Source organism: Bacillus sp. MBGLi79 (assembly GCF_002953915.1).
Map to the genome: position 1 here is coordinate 942,520 of NZ_CP026521.1, position 17,790 is coordinate 960,309.

The window sequence follows — 17,790 nt, forward strand, 5'->3', positions numbered from 1 at the left end:
GTAAATACAGGAAGTGAAAATGAAGTGAAAGCAAGCGTTATTATTCCTGCATATAATTCAAAGGAGCGTCTTTACAACAGCCTTCTGTCATTAAACCAGCAGGAGTGCGATGAAGAATTCGAAGTCATTGTAGCGGACAATGGCTCTGAGGACGGGACGCTCTCGATGCTTGAGTCATTTCAAGCTGATTTTCCGCTGATCTTTACACGGATTAAAGAAAACAGGGGCATTGCGTACGGACGAAATCAGGCGCTGCGCAATGCCAGAGGAGATATCCTGATTTTCCATGACAGCGATATGCTTGCGGCAAAGGACCTTGTGGCAAAACATATTAAAGCCCATGAGAATGAAGAGAATCTCGTCGTGTGCGGGTTGTTTTGGAAGAGGATCTACAGTTTTTATTATGAACGATTTGAAGAAGAACATAAGGAACAGCTCGCAAAGCTCACAGATGAAATGCCGAAAAAAGACAAACAAAAGCTGCTGGAGGAAGCGGACATTAAAAACGGAAGCTTTCTTGATAAAAGCTTTGACCTTAATACCGACTTTATTGACGTGCTCAAGCAGATTTTAGATGAGTACGGAGATGATCTGGAAGGCTATCATATGCCATGGCGCTTTTTTATCACGAATAATTCCTCTGTGAAACGCAAGCATGTCGTTGATCTCGGTTTATTTGATGAGGGCATTGTGCGGTACGGGTTTGAGGATTATGATCTCGGCATCAGGCTTCATCAGGCCGGATTGACCTTCAGGCTTCGGCGCGATATTGTCAGTGTTCATCAGGAGCATCCAAGCAATTGTAAGTCTGTAGACGATATTCGGGCAAACATTGCCTATATGTGCGATAAATACAACAATATCCGCTCCTTAGACGTTCATCTCGCTTTTAATGGGCCGTTCCCGCCTGACATGACGAACAGAATCATGGATGATATTCAAAAGCTGCTGGAATCTCAGAAATATGATCTGCTGCTGAATCTATTTCTTGAGCTTCTGCATGTTGTTAAAGAGCGCAATATTGATCCGGATTGGCGAAAGAAATCCCCAAGGGTGACGGCGGAAAGCTTTGATTTACAAACTGTCCGCAAGCTTCTGCCAAAAGCGAAGAAAAAGCTAGGCGTGAACGATTTCGCCAACGCACTGTATGCGCTTGTCAACGATTTGCTGCACGTGGATCTTAGATCATTGGATGTGGTATAAGTGAGTACATTTCATTTTTCAACGATAGTGTCAAGGACACATATCTTTAAGCTCATGCCTATGATTCATTCTCTCCATGAGCATTGCGATGATTTTCATTTATATGTGCTGTGTGTCGACCAGAAAGCGTACGAATTGCTTCAGCACGTTCCATGGGAGCATGTCACCTTTGTGCAGCTGCATGAAATGGAAGACCCGGAGCTGCTGAAAGCGAAAAGCAACAGAACGTTTCATGAATATTGCTGGACGTTAAAACCCGCCTTTTTGTTTCATGTGATGAGCAAGTGGGATGACGCTGAATACTTTGCCCATATGGATACGGATCTATTTTTCTTTTCTGATCCGGCACGTATTTTTGCAGAAAACCCAACGGCGTCTCTGTATTTGACTGATCATCGTAATTCGCCGCGCTTCACGTCCTACTACGACCGAACCGGACGCTTTAATACAGGCTTTGTCGGTGCCGGTAATACAAAGGAAGCATATGAAGCGGTATGGCAGTGGAGACAGGACTGTATTGCATTTTGCACAGTCGAAATGGATACGGAACGAAAGACATATGGTGATCAAAGATATGTGGAGAAATGGCCGGCGCAGTTTAAAGGTGTTCATGTTGTCAAATCAATAGGAGCCAATACAGCGCTTTGGAATATCGAAAACTATAAGGTCGGGCAAAAGGACGGCCGCGTGTATATAGATGAAACGCCGCTCATTTTCTATCATTTCTCTGGGTTTACACTTGTGACAGAAAAAGAGTTTAATCTTTGCTGGTACTACCGGATTGAAGATGAAGCGACAATTGAGATGATTTATATGCCGTATATATTAAATCTGAAAAAATGGATTGATGAAATACAGTCGGCGTTTCCGGACTTTGCGGATGGCTTTATCCCGAAGCACGCAGTGCCTGACACTCATTTTATACAGCTGGATTAAAAAACCCCTGCCGCTGGGCAGGGTTTTTAGCTATGCCATTCTCTCACCTTCTGGTCACTTGGCAATAGGAAGGCAAGGATGCCGAGGACAGGGAGAAAGGCAATGGCGATCATCGTCGGGGTCAGTCCCGCTGCATCAATCAGAGCGCCCAGCGCCACAGCGCCGATCGCGCCCATCCCGAAGGCAAGCCCGACGGTTAACCCAGACATTGTGCCGATTTTTCCAGGAACTAGTTCCTGTGCATAGACAACCGTTACGGAAAAGCTCGACATCAGGACCACGCCAATCAATGCGAGCACGCCATAGGCGAGAACCGGGCCGGCAAATGGCAGCAAAATCGCCAGCGGCGCCGAGCATAACAGCGAACCGAGGATAACGAAGCGTTTTCCAAAACGGTCTGCAAGCGGGCCGCCGAGAAATGTGCCGATTGCGCCAAACAGCAAGAAGACAAAAATATAGCTTTGTGCCTGCTGAATGCTTACGTGATATGTATCCATCGCGTAAAACGTGTAAAAGTTGCCGATCGCACTCGTATACCAGGAACGCGCAAAAATGAGAAATATAATAATAATAAGAGCAGATACAACAGATTTGGTGATGGCTGTGTTTTCAGCCGTTTTCTTTTGCTTGCCTGATTTCTGGGCGAGACTGCCAAGACGTGAGGCGTACCATTTCGCAATATACATGAGAAACATAACAGCAAGCGCGGCGACAAGCGTGAACCAAACAGCGCCGAATTGCCCGAGCGGCACAAGGATCAGCGCGGTGATCAGCGGCGCCATCGCCTGGCCTGAGTTTCCGCCCACTTGATAAATCGACTGGGCGAGTCCGCGTTTTGTGCCGGCGGCCATATACGCCACACGAGAGCCCTCCGGATGGAAAATGGCTGAGCCTAATCCAATGAAAAACACACAGCATAAGATCGTGATGAATGACGGGGCGAATGCAAGACCCAAAATGCCAAGCATGCTGGCGGTCAAACCGACTGGAAGCGCGTACGGCCGCGGCCGTTTATCAGTATACCAGCCGACGACAGGCTGCATCACGGATGACACCATGTTTAATGTGAAAGCGATGATGCCGAGCTGTGTAAACGTCAGGCTCATGGAGCGTTCCAAAATAGGAAACATGGCCGGAATCACGGCCTGCAGCGAATCGTTGAGCATATGGCAGATTCCGATAATAATCAAAATCGGATACACCGTGGTGCCGGGTTTTTGAACTGTTTTTTCTTTTAACGGGGCGGCGATAGCCAATTGAGTCTCCTCCTTACATATATAGCCAAAGCATACCATCATATTATTCATAAGGTGAAGAATTTATCAAGAGGAAAAAAGACTTTTATGAAAGAAACGCCGTCAGCCGATTAGCAGCTGACGGTATTTTCGATATTCAAAATGTGATATAGCTCTTCAAGCTTACGAATCTCATAGGTTGGGATGATCTCTGGCACATTCGGCTTCATCTCAGGGTTCATCCAGCAAGTATCAAGCCCGGCGAGCTGGCCGCCTTTAATGTCAGCAGTCAACGAATCCCCAATGATTAATGTGTGCTCTGCTGAAAATTGGGGAATCCGTTCAAACACGTAATCGAAATATTCTTTCATCGGCTTTTGGAAGCCTGTGTCTTCAGAAACGAAAATGTCCTTGAAGAACGGAAATAATCCTGAGTCACGGAGACGCTTGTATTGTGTGTTAGACACGCCGTTTGTCACGATGTACAAATCAAACTGATGCTGCAAATTTGAGATGAGAGCAAAAGCACCGTCTATCAGCTGATGTCCTTCTTCAAGAAAGCTGCGGTATTTTTGCTCAAGCAAAGCGCCGTCCGCCTCGTAACCGTACTCCTCGAGCAAAGCGGAAAAACGCGTATTCACGACTTCATCCCGTGTTATCTTTCCTTCTTCAAAGGCTCTCCAGAGACCTTGATTGATGGCTTTATATTGCGTCTTCATGTCACTTGTTAAAGGAATGTTTTGATCTTCAAACAGCAAACGCAGGGCCAAATCTTCTGTCGCTTTAAAATCAAGGATGGTATCATCTACATCAAATAATAAAGTGCGGTATTGTTTCATCTGTGTGTCTTCCCTTCTCATATGTACTCAAAGTATAGCACATAAAAAAAGGAAAAAGCCGGCGGATGAGTGAGGCACCGCCGGCTGAAAAAGAGATTATTTGTTTAATAAACTGTGTTTTCTCGAATATAGGAAGTAAACCAGTGTTCCGACAGCGATCCAGATGACAAATGAAAGCCATGTGACGCCGGGAAGGCTGTACATGAACCAGAGGCAGATGCCTGCGCTGATAATCGGCACAACCGGAACGAATGGCACTCTGAAGGACGCTTTGATTTCAGGATGTTTCTTTCTTAACACAATGACAGCAATGGAAATGACCGTAAACGCGGCAAGTGTTCCCATGTTCACCAGATGAGCCAGCGTTCCTAGGTTAATAAACCCAGCGATTCCCGCTGCAACGATCCCTGTGAGCCATGTATTGCGAAACGGCGTTTTAAATGACGGATGAACCTTTGCGAACAAGCCAGGCAGAAGGCCGTCTCTGCTCATGGCAAATGTCAAGCGGACCTGAGCGTACAGCAAAGCGAGCATCACCGTCGTAATCCCGATAATCGCACCAACAGAAATAATTCCGGCGACAGTGTCCTGTCCGACGAATTTCAGCGCGAAGGACACCGGATCTCCGACATTCAATTTGGCATAAGGCATCATGCCTGTCAGCACAAGCGATACCGCGATGTACAGAACCGTACAGACGGCTAGAGCTGAAATAATGCCGACGGGCATGTTTTTTTGTGGATTTTTCACTTCCTCTGAAGCGTTAGAAACCGCGTCAAACCCAAGGTACGCGAAGAAAACAGTGGCAGCGCTCAGAATGACGCCTTTCATCCCAAATGGCATAAAAGGAGACCAGTTGTCCGGTTTCACATAGCCGATGCCGACAATAATGAATAATAAAATGATCGCGATTTTCATCAGTACGATGACGTTGTTAAAGCGTGTGCTTTCCTTGACGCCTCTGCTGACAATCGCAGTGATGAGGAGAATGATCACTGCAGCCGGAAGATTAAATACGGCATCCGGCGTGCTTCCGGGTGCTCCTGTCAGTGCAGCCGGAAGATGGAGATTAAAGCCGGCAAGCAGCGATTGAAAGTAGGAAGACCAGCCGGTGGCAACCGCCGACAGTGCAATGACATATTCAAGCATGAGATCCCATCCGATCAAAAAGGCGAGCAGCTCTCCAAGTGTCACGTATGAGTATGAGTACACGCTCCCCGAAATCGGAATGGAAGACGAAAACTCAGCATAACAGAATGCAGCCAGCGCACAGGCGAGCCCTGCTAAAATAAACGATATGATGAGGGCGGGACCTGCACCGGTCGCTGCCACTGTTCCTGTTATGACAAAAATCCCTGTACCGATGACACAACCTATACCGAGCAAGGTTAAATCAAATGCGCTTAACGTACGGGCAAGGCTTTTTGACTTGCTCTGCACACTCAATGTTTCAAGCGGTTTTTTTCTAAATAATGAACTCATCAAAAGTTCCTCCTGAAAATATTCAAAATATTCTAATCATTATATACAGTTCTTGTTGTATTATATTGTCGAAATTTGACGCAGTCAATAAAATATTTTTCTGCTTTAAACGATAGAAGCGAAACAGCGTTGTCGTATCATAGGATAGCAATTTTTACTAATCTAATATTCAATTTTATGCAGGATGAACCGATAGAAAAAATAGATTCGCCCATATTTTGATTTGCGGTTATAAAGGAGATGCTGACCATGTTTCAATATGAAGAGTTGAATAAACAGTATATCGGCGGGAAATGGCAGGAGGGCAGCAGCCCAAATGTATTGGAAAACAAAAATCCTTATACTCAAAAAACATTCACAACATTCCGTAAAGCGACTGCTGACGATGTAGATGAAGCGTACCGGGCAGCGGCGCTGGCGAAGAAAAAATGGGATGCGGTCAATCCGTTCGAAAAAAGATCCATTTTAGAAAAAGCTGTCACGTATATCGAAGAAAACGAAGAAGCCATCATTTATTTGATTATGGAAGAGCTTGGCGGAACAAGGCTCAAAGCAGCCTTTGAAATCGGTCTTGTCAAAAACATCATAAAAGAAGCGGCAACGTTCCCTGTCCGCATGGAAGGCAAAATTCTTCCGTCCACAATAGACGGAAAGGAAAACAGATTATATCGCGTGCCGGCAGGTGTTGTCGGTGTCATCAGTCCATTTAACTTCCCATTCTTTTTATCTATGAAATCAGTGGCGCCTGCACTCGGAGCCGGCAATGGCGTTGTGTTAAAGCCGCATGAGGAAACGCCGATATGCGGCGGAACGCTGATTGCGAAAATTTTTGAGAACGCGGGAATCCCAGAGGGTCTGCTGAATGTTGTTGTCACAGACATTGCTGAAATCGGAGACAGCTTCGTTGAGCATCCAGTGCCGCGGATTATCTCATTTACCGGTTCTACGAAAGTCGGCAGCTACATCGGGCAGCTTGCGATGAAGCATTTTAAAAAGCCGCTTCTTGAGCTTGGCGGGAATAGCGCCTTCATCGTGCTTGAGGATGCAGATATAGAATATGCGGTCAACGCTGCGGTGTTCAGCCGATTTACACATCAAGGACAAATTTGCATGTCAGCCAATCGCGTGCTTGTCCATTCATCTATTTATGATAAGTTCCTTGAGCTCTATCAGGCAAAAGTGGAATCGCTGAAAGTCGGCGACCCAATGGACCCTGATACGATTATCGGGCCATTAATCAACAGCAGACAGACGGACGGGCTGATGAAGTCTGTTGAGCAAGCAATTGAAGAAGGCGCTGTACCGGTGAAGCTTGGCGGATTTAACGGGACGATTGTGGAACCGACGATCTTAAAAGACGTCAAACCGTTCATGAGCATTGCCAAGGAAGAGCTGTTCGGGCCGGTCGTCTCCTTTATGAAGTTTGATTCAGAAGACGAAGCGGTGGATATCGCAAACGAAACGCCGTTTGGATTGAGCGGTGCCGTACATACGTCAAATCTTGAGCGCGGCGTGGCTTTTGCGAAACGCATTGAAACAGGCATGATTCACGTTAATGACACGACCATTAATGATGAACCGAATGTAGCCTTCGGCGGTGAAAAGCAATCAGGCCTCGGCCGTTTGAACGGTGAGTGGAGCCTTGAAGAATTTACAACGCTGAAATGGATCTCGGTACAGCACGAAAAACGCAGCTTCCCTTATTAATGAATAGGAGTGAATGGAATTGAGCATAAAAACGGAAAAAGAAACCGCAGATATTCTGGACGCATTTATCAAAGTAGCCCCTTATTTAAACAGCCTGGTTCAGGATGATATTACAATCGGCATTTATGATACCGAAAAGCTGCTCGTGAACATACCGGCCAAAACCTTTTCGCTGAACGTAAAAGCCGGTGATCCACTGCAGGAAGGGGATATCATCACAGATGCCATCCGCAGCAATCAGAAGAAAACGAGCATGGTTCCGAAAGAATTGTTCGGCTTCCCGTTGATCGCCCGTGCCATCCCGCTCCACGACGAGAATGGAAGAGTCATTGGAGGCGTTGGCCTCGGTACGAGCCTTGAGGAGTCATCAAAGCTGCATGATGTGGCAGAAAGCTTATCGGCTGTTGTTGAACAAACGGCCGCGGCCATTTCCGACATTTCTGAATCAATTAACGGGTTTTCAACTCAAATGTCAGGCATTTCCTCTCAGGCGAAAAAAGTAAGCGAAAGCGCTGGTGAAATCGCCGATATTTCAGTCACTGTTAAAGGCATCTCTGACCAAAGCAATCTGCTCGGCTTGAACGCCGCGATCGAAGCGGCAAGAGCAGGGGAGTCCGGAAAAGGCTTCTCTGTCGTTGCAGATGAGATCAGAAAGCTGGCGACGCATTCAAAAGAAAATGTCGGCCAAATTGACCAGATTACGAAAAAAATCCACAGCCTGCTAAAAGGGCTGGAGGAATCCATTGAGTCAATTAATCAGCATACAGACGGACAAGCCGCTGCCGTTGAACAAATTTCCGCCACGATGCAGGAGATTTCAGGAAGCGCGCAGCATCTTGCGAAAATGGCAGAAAAAGCGCTTGAGGAAGAGTAAGAGACCGGGGACAAACGTCCCGGGTCTTTTTCTTATCCCGCATTTCCATGAAATTCGTCTGACGTTTTACTAGTTTTATTCCAGCGGCTGATTTAAAATGTACACATGAACTTACGTGAGGATTGATAGGAACCATGAGCATATTAAAAGCGGAAAATCTTTATAAAACATACGGAGATAAAACATTATTTGACCATATCTCCTTTCATATTGAAGAGAATGAGAGAATCGGATTAATCGGGCCGAACGGAACAGGGAAATCAACGCTGCTGAAAGTGATTGCCGGCCTGGAATCTATCGAAGAAGGAGAAATCACGAAATCCGGAAGCGTGCACGTGGAATTTCTTCATCAAGACCCTGAGCTGCCCGCGGGGCAAACAGTACTGGAGCATATCTATTCCGGTGAATCGGCTGTGATGAAAACCTTGCGTGAATATGAAAAAGCGCTGCATGAATTGGGGAAAGATCCCGAAAATGAACAGCGCCAGAAACACCTGCTGGCAGCGCAGGCGAAAATGGACGCGAACAACGCATGGGATGCAAACACCCTGGCAAAAACCGTACTGACTAAGCTGGGTGTCAACGATGTAACAAAGCCGGTCAACGAGCTCTCAGGGGGCCAGAAAAAACGGGTAGCCATTGCCAAAAACTTAATTCAGCCCGCTGATCTGCTCATTTTGGACGAGCCGACAAACCATTTGGATAATGAAACGATTGAGTGGCTTGAAGGATATTTAAGCCAATATCCCGGCTCTGTTATGCTGGTCACGCACGATAGATATTTCTTAAACCGTGTCACGAACCGCATTTATGAGCTAGAACGAGGCAGCCTCTACACGTATAAAGGCAACTATGAAGTGTTTTTAGAAAAACGAGCGGAACGGGAAGCGCAGGCTGAGCAAAAGGAAACGAAGCGGCAAAACCTGCTGCGCCGTGAACTGGCTTGGCTCAGACGAGGAGCGAAAGCCCGATCCACAAAACAAAAGGCGAGAATTGACCGGGTAGAAGCGCTTAAAGAGCAGAAAGGCCCTCAGTCATCGGGTTTACTCGATTTTGCGATTGGCTCGCACCGTCTCGGCAAACAGGTCATTGAAGCGGAGAACGTCATGATCGCTTATGACGGCCGCATGCTCGTCGACGGCTTTAATGAACTTGTCATACCGGGTGAACGGATCGGAATCATCGGGCCGAACGGCATCGGGAAAACAACGCTGTTAAACACCCTTGCCGGCCGTCATACGCCGGACGGAGGCGATATTACGATCGGACAGACGGTCAGAATCGGCTACTATACCCAGGATCATAGTGAAATGAATGGTGAGTTAAAGGTCATTGACTATATAAAAGAAACGGCGGAGGTCGTAAAAACAGCGGATGGCGATATCATTACAGCTAAACAAATGCTGGAGCGTTTCCTCTTCCCGCGTTCAATGCAGCAGACGTATATCCGCAAGCTGTCCGGCGGGGAAAAACGCCGGTTATACTTGCTACAGGTTCTCATGCAGGAGCCGAATGTCCTGTTTCTCGATGAGCCGACGAACGACTTGGATACTGAAACATTAAGCGTTCTTGAGGATTACATCGACCAATTCCCTGGCGTTGTCATTACCGTATCCCATGACCGCTATTTCCTTGACCGCGTCGTCGACCGTTTGATTGTGTTTGAAGGAAATGGTGTTATTTCCCGCTTCCAAGGCTCCTACAGCGATTATATGGAAGAGTCAAAAGCGAAAAAAACAACTGAAAAATCGGCTGCTGAAGCAAAACCGGCTGAAGCCGAGCCAAAGAAAAAACGGAAAAAGCTTTCTTACAAAGACCAGCTGGAATGGGACGGCATCGAAGATAAAATTGCTCAGCTGGAAGAAAAACATGAACAGCTCGAAGCTGACATCGCCGCAGCAGGCAGTGATTTTGGCAAAATCCAAGAGCTGATGGCCGAGCAGGCAAAAACGGCGGAAGAGCTTGAGGCTGCGATGGACCGCTGGACAGAATTGTCCCTCATGATCGAAGAGCTGGAAAGCTAAAAAGCGTGGCCGCAGCAGGCCGCGCTTTTTTTCACATAATGTACAAAAACGAATCGGCCTGCTTATGATAGGATGGAATTGTGTGTCAGCGGCACATGGAAAACTAACGGAGATGATGAAGTATGACATGGGTGATCGTGATGTTAATTCTCATGAGTCTGGTGAAAATCGTATTAACCTGTCTTCCTACAGGCGTCATAGAATGGCTGCTCAGCAAATTTGAAGTGCACGCCAAGCTTAGTGATGAAAATGCGAGCCTCTCTCTAGACGGAAAACGTCTTGAGGGTACAGAGAAGCAGAAAGTGATTGATCAATTTAACGAAGCTGTCTTCCTGGAGAAATATTATATTTACCCAGGTGACGAAGAGCGTTATTTATATCCGGAAAACGGCGGCACGCCGCTTGTGATAGATACGAAAAAAGGCAAACATGATGTGAGGCTGTTTGTATACCGCTACGACGACCATATCGACGTCGTAAAACAGTACAAGAAGAAAGTGATCGCGTATCAAGTGCTTTCTGAAAGCCTTCAAAAAGAGTCTCTGTCACTGGCGGGAAGTTTAGCTTAAACAGGAAAGTGAAAGACGGGTGCTTTATGCTGCTCGTCTTTTTTTATTGTTTTTTAAAAGTTAACGTTTACGTTAAGGTTCAAAAGGTGTATAATGGTAACAGAAACGGCGAAGGGGGATTTACCTTGGAATGGATGAAGATTGATCAAGTGGCCAAAAGAAGCGGACTGACAAAGCGGACCATCCGGTTTTATGAAGAAATCGGCTTGATTCCGGCGCCGAAACGGACAGACGGCGGCGTAAGGCTTTATTCAGAGGATGATATGGAGGAGCTTGAGAAAGTCATCAGCACAAAAGAGGTGCTCGGTTTTTCCCTTCAGGAGCTTCAGCATTTCATGGAAACCAGCCGCCAGCTAGAGTTAAACAAAGAGGGGTATTTGTTGTCACTGGATCCCAAAGAACGGAAAGAAAAACTGGAGGAAATTCAGGAAACCCTGAATCACCAGCTGAGTTTGATTGATGAGAAAATCCGCACATTCCAAAGCTTTAAAGAACGCCTGCAGGGCATGAAAGGCAAAGCGGAACGTGCCATTCAATCAATCGAATGAAAAGTTTGCCAAACGCTATTTTTGTAGCGTTTCTTTTAATGGAATAAAAATGGAGGTCAGGTCAAATGGATAAGACAAAACAAGTGAATCAGAAAACAGGTTTGCTCAGCCAGCCGAAAGCGGTATGGGCTGTCGCGTTTGCCTGTGTGATTTCTTTTATGGGAATCGGGCTGGTCGATCCAATTCTTCCGGCCATTGCCGCACAATTACATGCTTCACCTAGTGAAGTATCACTCTTGTTTACAAGTTATTTGCTTGTTACCGGATTTATGATGTTTTTCTCAGGAGCCATTTCCAGCCGCATCGGTGCGAAATGGACATTAATTCTCGGACTTATTTTTATTATTGTGTTTGCGGGGCTTGGCGGCAGCTCAAGTTCAATTGCTCAGCTAGTCGGCTATCGCGGCGGCTGGGGATTAGGTAATGCTTTATTTATCTCCACAGCGCTTGCGGTTATCGTCGGCGTGTCAGTCGGCGGCAGCGCCCAAGCGATTATTTTGTATGAGGCTGCGCTCGGTCTTGGGATTTCTGTCGGACCGCTTGCAGGCGGAGAGCTTGGAAGCATTTCATGGCGGGCACCGTTTTTCGGGGTATCTGTCCTGATGTTTATTGCGTTAATCGCGATTTCTTTCATGCTGCCGAAATTGCCGAAACCGGCGAAACGCGTCGGTGTGTTTGATGCGATGAAGGCGCTCAAATATAAAGGGCTGCTGACGATGGCGGTATCTGCGTTCTTATACAACTTTGGATTTTTTATTTTGCTTGCCTATTCTCCGTTCGTACTGGATTTAGATGAACATGGTCTTGGGTATGTCTTCTTCGGCTGGGGCCTTCTGCTGGCGATTACGTCAGTCTTTACGGCGCCGCTCGTGCACAAAGCGCTGGGCACAGTGCGTTCGCTCGTCGTTCTCTTTATCGCCTTTGCGGCCATTCTCGTTATTATGGGGATCTGGACAGACCATCAGACTTTGATTATTACATGTATCGTTGTCGCTGGTGCTGTCCTCGGTATGGTGAATACGATCATGACAACCGCTGTGATGGGTTCTGCGCCGGTTGAACGCTCAATCGCGTCTTCAGCCTACAGCTCAGTCCGCTTCATCGGCGGCGCACTCGCTCCGTGGATTGCGGGAATGCTGTCTGAGCACTTCACCGCAAGCACACCATATACAGTCGGCGGGATCGTTGTTTTTGTCGGCATGCTTGTCCTTCTCATGGGACGTAAACATCTTGCCGGGATTAAGGCGGGGCATTAATAACGAAAGACACTGCGCATATGCAGTGTCTTTTTATTCGTTATAATGCATCATAATCAAATTGGTGCAGGAAAGGAAAGTCTTTATGACACAATTTTACTACTTAACAGCTAAAACCCCTTTAGAAACCGGTTTTTTCGGTCAGCAAGAACGGCGTTCGCGGAAAGGGCATCCGCTACGGTCAGGCATTGATGCGGCTGGGATTTATCTTGTAGGAGCTGAGAATGTGTCCGTTCATTTACAATTGCCATTTCAAGTGATGGTTCATGCTGTAGAGGGGACGTTTGCCATGGATAAGGCAAAACCTGACGAATATGATCAGAAATGTTTAGAAACGCTCTATCAATACATACACAGCGTCATGAAAAACAGCTTTTCGGTTGAGTGGTTCACCGCTTGGGCTGATGAGGAGGACTTTGAGCTGTCTGCCAAAAGAGAGCTGACACTAGATGAATTCACATCTCCATTGCAGCTCATTTTAAAAGACAGAGAGCTTTTGAGAATCGTTCAAAAAAAATGGCAGTAAAAAACCCGCCCTTCAGCAGGCGGGTTTTCTTCGGTTTAAAGCACTTTCGTTGTCCAAGACTCGCAGTTCCATGTTTCTGTCGCGATATCCATATAAAACTCTGGCTCGTGGGAAATAAGCAGAATCGAGCCTTTGTATTCTTTGAGGGCGCGCTTGAGCTCTTCCTTGGCATCGACATCCAAGTGGTTTGTCGGCTCATCGAGCACCAGCAGGTTTGTTTCCGAATTGATTAGCTTGCACAATCTGACTTTCGCTTTTTCGCCTCCGCTTAATACGGAGACGCGGCTTTCGATATGCTTTGTCGTCAGTCCGCATTTTGCCAGTGCGGCACGGATTTCATACTGCGTATAAGAAGGGAATTCGCTCCATACCTCTTCAATGCACGTATTGTTGTTTGTTTCCTTGACCTCTTGCTCGAAATAGCCGGTATAGATGTGCTCGCCGCGTTCAACCGAACCTTCGAGCGGCTGGATCTCGCCAAGCAAACTTTTCAGCAATGTCGTTTTTCCGATTCCGTTTGCGCCGTATAGGGCGATTTTTTGGCCGCGCTCCATGCGGAGGTTGAGCGGACGGGACAGCGGGGAATCGTAACCGATCACGAGATCCTTCGTTTCGAAAATCAGCTTGCCTGACGTTCTCGCCGGCTTGAAATGGAATTCCGGCTTTGGCTTTTCTGCCGCAAGCTCGATCATATCCATCTTATCGAGTTTCTTTTGGCGGGACATCGCCATGTTTCTCGTGCTGACACGCGCTTTGTTGCGGGCAACGAAATCCTTCAGCTCTGCGACTTCCTGCTGCTGCTTTTTGTAGGCCGCTTCAAGCTGCTGTTTCTTCACCTCGTAGACTTCCATAAACTGATGGTAGTCGCCGACATAGCGTGTCAGCTCTTGATTTTCAACGTGATAAATCAGGTTGATGACGCTATTTAAGAACGGAATATCGTGGGAAATCAGGATGAACGCGTTCTCGTATTCCTGAAGGTAGCGTTTCAGCCATTCAATATGCTGTTCATCAAGATAGTTGGTCGGCTCATCAAGAAGCAGAATTTCCGGCTTTTCAAGGAGAAGCTTAGCGAGAAGGACTTTTGTGCGCTGTCCGCCGCTCAAATCGGTGACATCGCGCTCTAAACCGATATCGCTCAAGCCGAGGCCGCGGGCGATTTCTTCCACCTTGGAATCAATGACATAAAAATCATTGTTCGTCAGCGCGTCTTGAATCACGCCGACATCTTCAAGCAGCTTTTCAAGCTCGTCGGGATCAGCTTCGCCCATTTTGTTGTAAATCTCGTTCATTTCTTCTTCCATCGCAAATAAATAATGGAACGCGTCTTTCAGGACGTCACGAATGGATTTTCCTTTTTCCAGCACGGTATGCTGATCCAGATAGCCGACACGGACATTTTTTGACCACTCGACTTTTCCCTCATCAGGTTCAAGCTTTCCGGTAATAATATTCATGAAGGTTGATTTTCCTTCACCGTTTGCGCCGATCAGCCCCACGTGCTCGCCTTTTAACAGGCGGAAGGAGACGTTATTAAAAATGGCCCGGTCACCGAAGCCGTGGCTTAAATCCTTTACAGATAAAATACTCATGTTTACACCTCTATCGTTTATCAAACACGCTCAATCGGCGTGTAATATTCACCCTTTTGATTATAAAGGAGGATTCGGAATGTTGAAAGGTATAGGAAAGAAAAAGAAAAATTGCGTTCCGGGCGAGGTTTTGAGATACTATGGAATAGATTTCAGGAATTGAGGAGAACAAAAATGACGCAAACTTGGCCATTTTTACATAATGCACAATCATTTATACAAGAGAATTGGAAGGCTTCCGGCTTTCAAAAGCCAACTCCTGTACAGGAGCAGGCTGCCCAGCTGATCATGGACGGAAAGGATGTCATCGCGGAATCGCCGACAGGCACAGGGAAGACGCTGGCGTATGCGCTGCCGGTCTTGGAGCGGATCAAGCCGGACCAGAAGAATCCGCAGGCAGTCATTTTAGCGCCTTCGCGTGAGCTGGTCATGCAGATTTTTCAAGTGATTCAGGATTGGAAAGCGGGCTCAGAGCTGCGCGCGGCTTCCTTAATCGGCGGGGCGAATGTGAAGAAGCAGGTTGAAAAGCTGAAAAAACACCCGCATATCATCGTCGGCACGCCGGGCAGGGTATTTGAACTGATTAAAGCAAAAAAACTCAAAATGCATGAAGTGAAAACGATCGTGCTTGATGAAACGGATCAGCTCGTCCTGCCGGAGCATCGTGAAACGATTAAGCAAATCATTAAGACAACATTGAGAGACCGCCAGCTTCTTTGTTTCTCAGCCACCCTCAAAAAGGAAACAGAGGATGTGCTCCGCGAATTGGCTCAAGAGCCTGAGGTGTTGAAGGTGCAGCGAAGCAAGACGGAAGCTGGGAAAGTGAAGCATCAATATCTCATTTGCGACCAGCGTGACAAAGTAAAGCTGCTGCAAAAGCTGTCAAGGCTTGAAGGCATGCAGGCGCTCGTATTTGTGAGAGATATCGGCAACCTGAGTGTATATGCCGAAAAGCTGGCATATCACCACGTTGAACTCGGCGTTTTGCACAGCGAAGCGAAAAAAATGGAGCGGGCTAAAATCATTGCCGCATTCGAAGACGGAGAGTTCCCGCTTTTATTGGCGACTGACATTGCCGCACGCGGCTTAGACATTGAAAACCTGCCATACGTGATTCATGCTGATATTCCTGATGAAGATGGCTATGTCCACAGATCAGGACGAACAGGCCGGGCCGGAAAAGAAGGCAACGTGCTGAGCCTTGTGACAAAATTGGAGGAATCAAAGCTGAAAAAAACGGCGAAGAAGCTTGGTGTTGAGCTGAGTGAAGCTGTGTATGCAGGCGGAAAACTGAAGACGAAATAAAAAGGAGGGCGAAAAGCCCTTCTTTTTTGTTGTAAAATAATAGAAAAGGTTTCGCGCGGAGGTGGGAAGATGGCTTCAATAGACAGGTTTCAAGCAGTGAAAGAGCCAGAGTTGAAAATCCTTGAACACTGGTTTGAAAATGAGGCTACCAGGCGGAGAATGGATGGGATGCTGCCATTAGATGAGTGGTATGCACGAGTAAATAAAGATGAACACAATACCATCATCATGGCGTATGATGAGCAGCTGCCGGCAGGAATGGCCGTTATTGAGTTCGGGGAGGAGCGGACGTATATTGGATTGATCGTCAATCCTTTGTACCGGCTTCAAGGGTACGGAAAACGGATATTACAAAAGCTGCTGACCGAACCTGATTTTACTAAAGTGCGGGAATGGGTGGCATGCATCGAAGAAGACAATCGAATCAGTTTAGCCTGCTTTCAGGCAGCAGGGTTCATTTTGGAGGATACGAAACCAGATGAAGATGGTTTTCTTACGCTGATTTTTCGCAGCTGACCTCAATAAACACAAAAGGAGGGCAAAAAGCCCTCCCGTTTTTATCTTCAGCTCGGGTCGCTGACCTTGATCAGCTGTTTCCCTTTATTTTCTCCCTTAAATAAGCCGAGAAACGCGTCAGGAATATTTTCGAAGCCTTCTATGATGGTTTCCTCGTAATGGAGTTTACCAGCCTTCAGCCATTCGGCCAGCTGTTTTGCTCCCTCAGGAAAACGATCGGAGTAGTCGCTGACGATAAAGCCTTGCATCAGCGACTTGGTTTTAATTAGCTTTGATTGGACACGCGGGCCCATGTCATCTGCTTCGCTTTCTGCATTGTAGGAAGAAATGGCGCCGCACACCGGAATGCGGGCAAATTCATTGAGAAGATTCATGACCGCGTCTGAAATCGGTCCGCCGACATTGTCAAAATACACATCGACACCGTCAGGACAAGCGTCTTGAAGCGCTTTTTGGATATCATCCGCTGTTTTGTAATTGATGGCTTCGTCAAACTGAAGCTTCTGTTTTAAATAGTCGATTTTTTCATCAGAACCCGCGATACCGACAACTCGTGCGCCTTTGATTTTGGCAATTTGCCCGACTGTTGAACCGACGGCTCCCGCAGCTCCGGAGACAACCACGGTTTCTCCTTCCTTCGGGCGCCCGATGTCCAGCAATCCGAAGTATGCCGTCAAGCCGGTCATTCCCAAAATGCCTAGATAGGCAGAAGCGGGAGCGAGGCTTGTATCAATTTTTCGCAAGGCAGACTCGCTTACCGCGGAACATTCCTGCCAGCTGAGGTTTCCAATGACGATATCGCCTTTTTTCAGATGATTCCCGTCTGACACAACTTCAGCGATACCCCCGCCAGAGAGCGCTTCATTTAAAGCGAATGGCTCAACATATGATTTCGTATCCTGCATACGGCCGCGCATATAGGGGTCAACCGATATATATAGCGTTTTGACAAGCACTTCCCCTTGCTTCGGTTCAGGAACCGGAACGGTTTCAAAGCGAAAGTCTTCATGAACAGGAACACCTTGCGGACGTCTTGCTAATTGAATTTGCTGCTGAGATGCTGTCATTTTCATCCTCCTATCACTTGGTTGACACCACTGTAACAGAACTAACATAACGACTTCAGTAGAAAAAAAGGCTCAAAAGCCTATTGTATTCAGTGGTGCACAACCTTCTGG

The 17,790-nt window shown here is 47.0% G+C and carries 15 protein-coding genes and 1 pseudogene; 11 read left to right on the plus strand and 5 right to left on the minus strand.

Annotated features, from left to right (window positions below; genetic code table 11):
• Nucleotides 1–24 precede the first annotated feature (24 nt).
• Together C1T29_RS04710 and C1T29_RS04715 are read left to right on the plus strand one after the other, a co-directional pair.
• Nucleotides 25–1,203 carry a glycosyltransferase family 2 protein gene (locus C1T29_RS04710; protein WP_014663155.1) on the plus strand — a complete coding sequence of 393 codons (1,179 nt, stop codon included), beginning with the start codon at nucleotides 25–27 and terminating at the stop codon, nucleotides 1,201–1,203.
• Nucleotides 1,204–2,139 carry a putative nucleotide-diphospho-sugar transferase gene (locus C1T29_RS04715; RefSeq protein WP_071580773.1) on the plus strand — a complete coding sequence of 312 codons (936 nt, stop codon included), beginning with the start codon at nucleotides 1,204–1,206 and terminating at the stop codon, nucleotides 2,137–2,139. It begins immediately after the preceding gene.
• A 26-nt stretch (nucleotides 2,140–2,165) separates the two neighbouring features.
• On the opposite strand, the gene C1T29_RS04720 is transcribed toward C1T29_RS04715, so the two are convergent.
• The 3 genes from C1T29_RS04720 to C1T29_RS04730 all read right to left on the minus strand — a co-directional run bounded on the left by C1T29_RS04720 (nucleotide 2,166) and on the right by C1T29_RS04730 (nucleotide 5,695).
• Nucleotides 2,166–3,395 carry an MFS transporter gene (locus C1T29_RS04720; RefSeq protein WP_069149148.1) on the minus strand — a complete coding sequence of 410 codons (1,230 nt, stop codon included), beginning with the start codon at nucleotides 3,393–3,395 and terminating at the stop codon, nucleotides 2,166–2,168.
• Between the two features lie 110 nt (nucleotides 3,396–3,505).
• Nucleotides 3,506–4,213 carry a YjjG family noncanonical pyrimidine nucleotidase gene (locus C1T29_RS04725; protein WP_071580771.1) on the minus strand — a complete coding sequence of 236 codons (708 nt, stop codon included), beginning with the start codon at nucleotides 4,211–4,213 and terminating at the stop codon, nucleotides 3,506–3,508.
• 96 nt (nucleotides 4,214–4,309) lie between these two features.
• Nucleotides 4,310–5,695: a branched-chain amino acid transporter BcaP gene (locus tag C1T29_RS04730; RefSeq protein WP_103750028.1), complete on the minus strand. Its 1,386-nt coding sequence runs from the start codon at nucleotides 5,693–5,695 to the stop codon at nucleotides 4,310–4,312.
• 249 nt (nucleotides 5,696–5,944) lie between these two features.
• On the opposite strand from C1T29_RS04730, the gene yfmT reads away from it, so the two are divergent.
• The 7 genes and pseudogenes from yfmT (at nucleotide 5,945) to C1T29_RS04765 (ending at nucleotide 13,116) form a co-directional block, all read left to right on the plus strand.
• On the plus strand, nucleotides 5,945–7,402 hold the full coding sequence (gene yfmT, locus C1T29_RS04735; RefSeq protein WP_014663161.1) for a benzaldehyde dehydrogenase: 1,458 nt from the start codon (nucleotides 5,945–5,947) through the stop codon (nucleotides 7,400–7,402).
• Nucleotides 7,403–7,415: 13 nt separating this feature from the next.
• Complete coding sequence (locus C1T29_RS04740) at nucleotides 7,416–8,276, plus strand: methyl-accepting chemotaxis protein (RefSeq protein WP_040083871.1); 861 nt, start codon at nucleotides 7,416–7,418, stop codon at nucleotides 8,274–8,276.
• A 134-nt stretch (nucleotides 8,277–8,410) separates the two neighbouring features.
• Complete coding sequence (locus C1T29_RS04745) at nucleotides 8,411–10,300, plus strand: ABC-F family ATP-binding cassette domain-containing protein (RefSeq protein ID WP_103750027.1); 1,890 nt, start codon at nucleotides 8,411–8,413, stop codon at nucleotides 10,298–10,300.
• A 122-nt stretch (nucleotides 10,301–10,422) separates the two neighbouring features.
• Nucleotides 10,423–10,869: a YfmQ family protein gene (locus C1T29_RS04750; RefSeq protein ID WP_095432188.1), complete on the plus strand. Its 447-nt coding sequence runs from the start codon at nucleotides 10,423–10,425 to the stop codon at nucleotides 10,867–10,869.
• Between the two features lie 125 nt (nucleotides 10,870–10,994).
• Nucleotides 10,995–11,417: a MerR family transcriptional regulator gene (locus C1T29_RS04755; RefSeq protein ID WP_014479143.1), complete on the plus strand. Its 423-nt coding sequence runs from the start codon at nucleotides 10,995–10,997 to the stop codon at nucleotides 11,415–11,417.
• Nucleotides 11,418–11,482: 65 nt separating this feature from the next.
• Nucleotides 11,483–12,673, plus strand: coding sequence for an MFS transporter (locus tag C1T29_RS04760; protein WP_015252583.1), 1,191 nt, complete (start codon nucleotides 11,483–11,485; stop codon nucleotides 12,671–12,673).
• Between the two features lie 289 nt (nucleotides 12,674–12,962).
• Nucleotides 12,963–13,116, plus strand: a pseudogene (locus C1T29_RS04765) (hypothetical protein).
• 118 nt (nucleotides 13,117–13,234) lie between these two features.
• Here the strand turns inward: C1T29_RS04765 and C1T29_RS04770 are convergent.
• A complete protein-coding gene (locus tag C1T29_RS04770) occupies nucleotides 13,235–14,791 on the minus strand; it encodes an ABC-F family ATP-binding cassette domain-containing protein (RefSeq protein ID WP_071580766.1) in 1,557 nt (518 codons plus the stop codon).
• A 174-nt stretch (nucleotides 14,792–14,965) separates the two neighbouring features.
• Here C1T29_RS04770 and C1T29_RS04775 point away from each other — a divergent pair, with 174 nt between their 5' ends.
• Together C1T29_RS04775 and C1T29_RS04780 are read left to right on the plus strand one after the other, a co-directional pair.
• Nucleotides 14,966–16,096: a DEAD/DEAH box helicase gene (locus C1T29_RS04775; protein ID WP_071580765.1), complete on the plus strand. Its 1,131-nt coding sequence runs from the start codon at nucleotides 14,966–14,968 to the stop codon at nucleotides 16,094–16,096.
• 69 nt (nucleotides 16,097–16,165) lie between these two features.
• The gene (locus C1T29_RS04780) at nucleotides 16,166–16,612 is read left to right on the plus strand and encodes a GNAT family N-acetyltransferase (protein WP_071580764.1); all 447 of its coding nucleotides are present in this window, start codon (nucleotides 16,166–16,168) and stop codon (nucleotides 16,610–16,612) included.
• Nucleotides 16,613–16,659: 47 nt separating this feature from the next.
• On the opposite strand, the gene C1T29_RS04785 is transcribed toward C1T29_RS04780, so the two are convergent.
• Entirely contained in the window at nucleotides 16,660–17,679 is a 1,020-nt protein-coding gene (locus C1T29_RS04785) for an NADP-dependent oxidoreductase (protein ID WP_103750026.1), read from the minus strand.
• Between the last annotated feature and the right edge of the window lie 111 nt (nucleotides 17,680–17,790).

What these genes read in the sequence shown, in the direction of transcription:
- C1T29_RS04725 (WP_071580771.1), bottom strand. Translation starts at nt 4,213, where the DNA reads ATGAAACAATACCGCACTTTATTATTTGATGTAGATGATACCATCCTT.
- C1T29_RS04745 (WP_103750027.1), top strand. Translation starts at nt 8,411, where the DNA reads ATGAGCATATTAAAAGCGGAAAATCTTTATAAAACATACGGAGATAAA.
- C1T29_RS04750 (WP_095432188.1), top strand. Translation starts at nt 10,423, where the DNA reads ATGACATGGGTGATCGTGATGTTAATTCTCATGAGTCTGGTGAAAATC.
- C1T29_RS04730 (WP_103750028.1), bottom strand. Translation starts at nt 5,695, where the DNA reads ATGAGTTCATTATTTAGAAAAAAACCGCTTGAAACATTGAGTGTGCAG.
- C1T29_RS04760 (WP_015252583.1), top strand. Translation starts at nt 11,483, where the DNA reads ATGGATAAGACAAAACAAGTGAATCAGAAAACAGGTTTGCTCAGCCAG.
- C1T29_RS04785 (WP_103750026.1), bottom strand. Translation starts at nt 17,679, where the DNA reads ATGACAGCATCTCAGCAGCAAATTCAATTAGCAAGACGTCCGCAAGGT.
- C1T29_RS04775 (WP_071580765.1), top strand. Translation starts at nt 14,966, where the DNA reads ATGACGCAAACTTGGCCATTTTTACATAATGCACAATCATTTATACAA.
- C1T29_RS04740 (WP_040083871.1), top strand. Translation starts at nt 7,416, where the DNA reads ATGGAATTGAGCATAAAAACGGAAAAAGAAACCGCAGATATTCTGGAC.
- yfmT (WP_014663161.1), top strand. Translation starts at nt 5,945, where the DNA reads ATGTTTCAATATGAAGAGTTGAATAAACAGTATATCGGCGGGAAATGG.
- C1T29_RS04780 (WP_071580764.1), top strand. Translation starts at nt 16,166, where the DNA reads ATGGCTTCAATAGACAGGTTTCAAGCAGTGAAAGAGCCAGAGTTGAAA.
- C1T29_RS04770 (WP_071580766.1), bottom strand. Translation starts at nt 14,791, where the DNA reads ATGAGTATTTTATCTGTAAAGGATTTAAGCCACGGCTTCGGTGACCGG.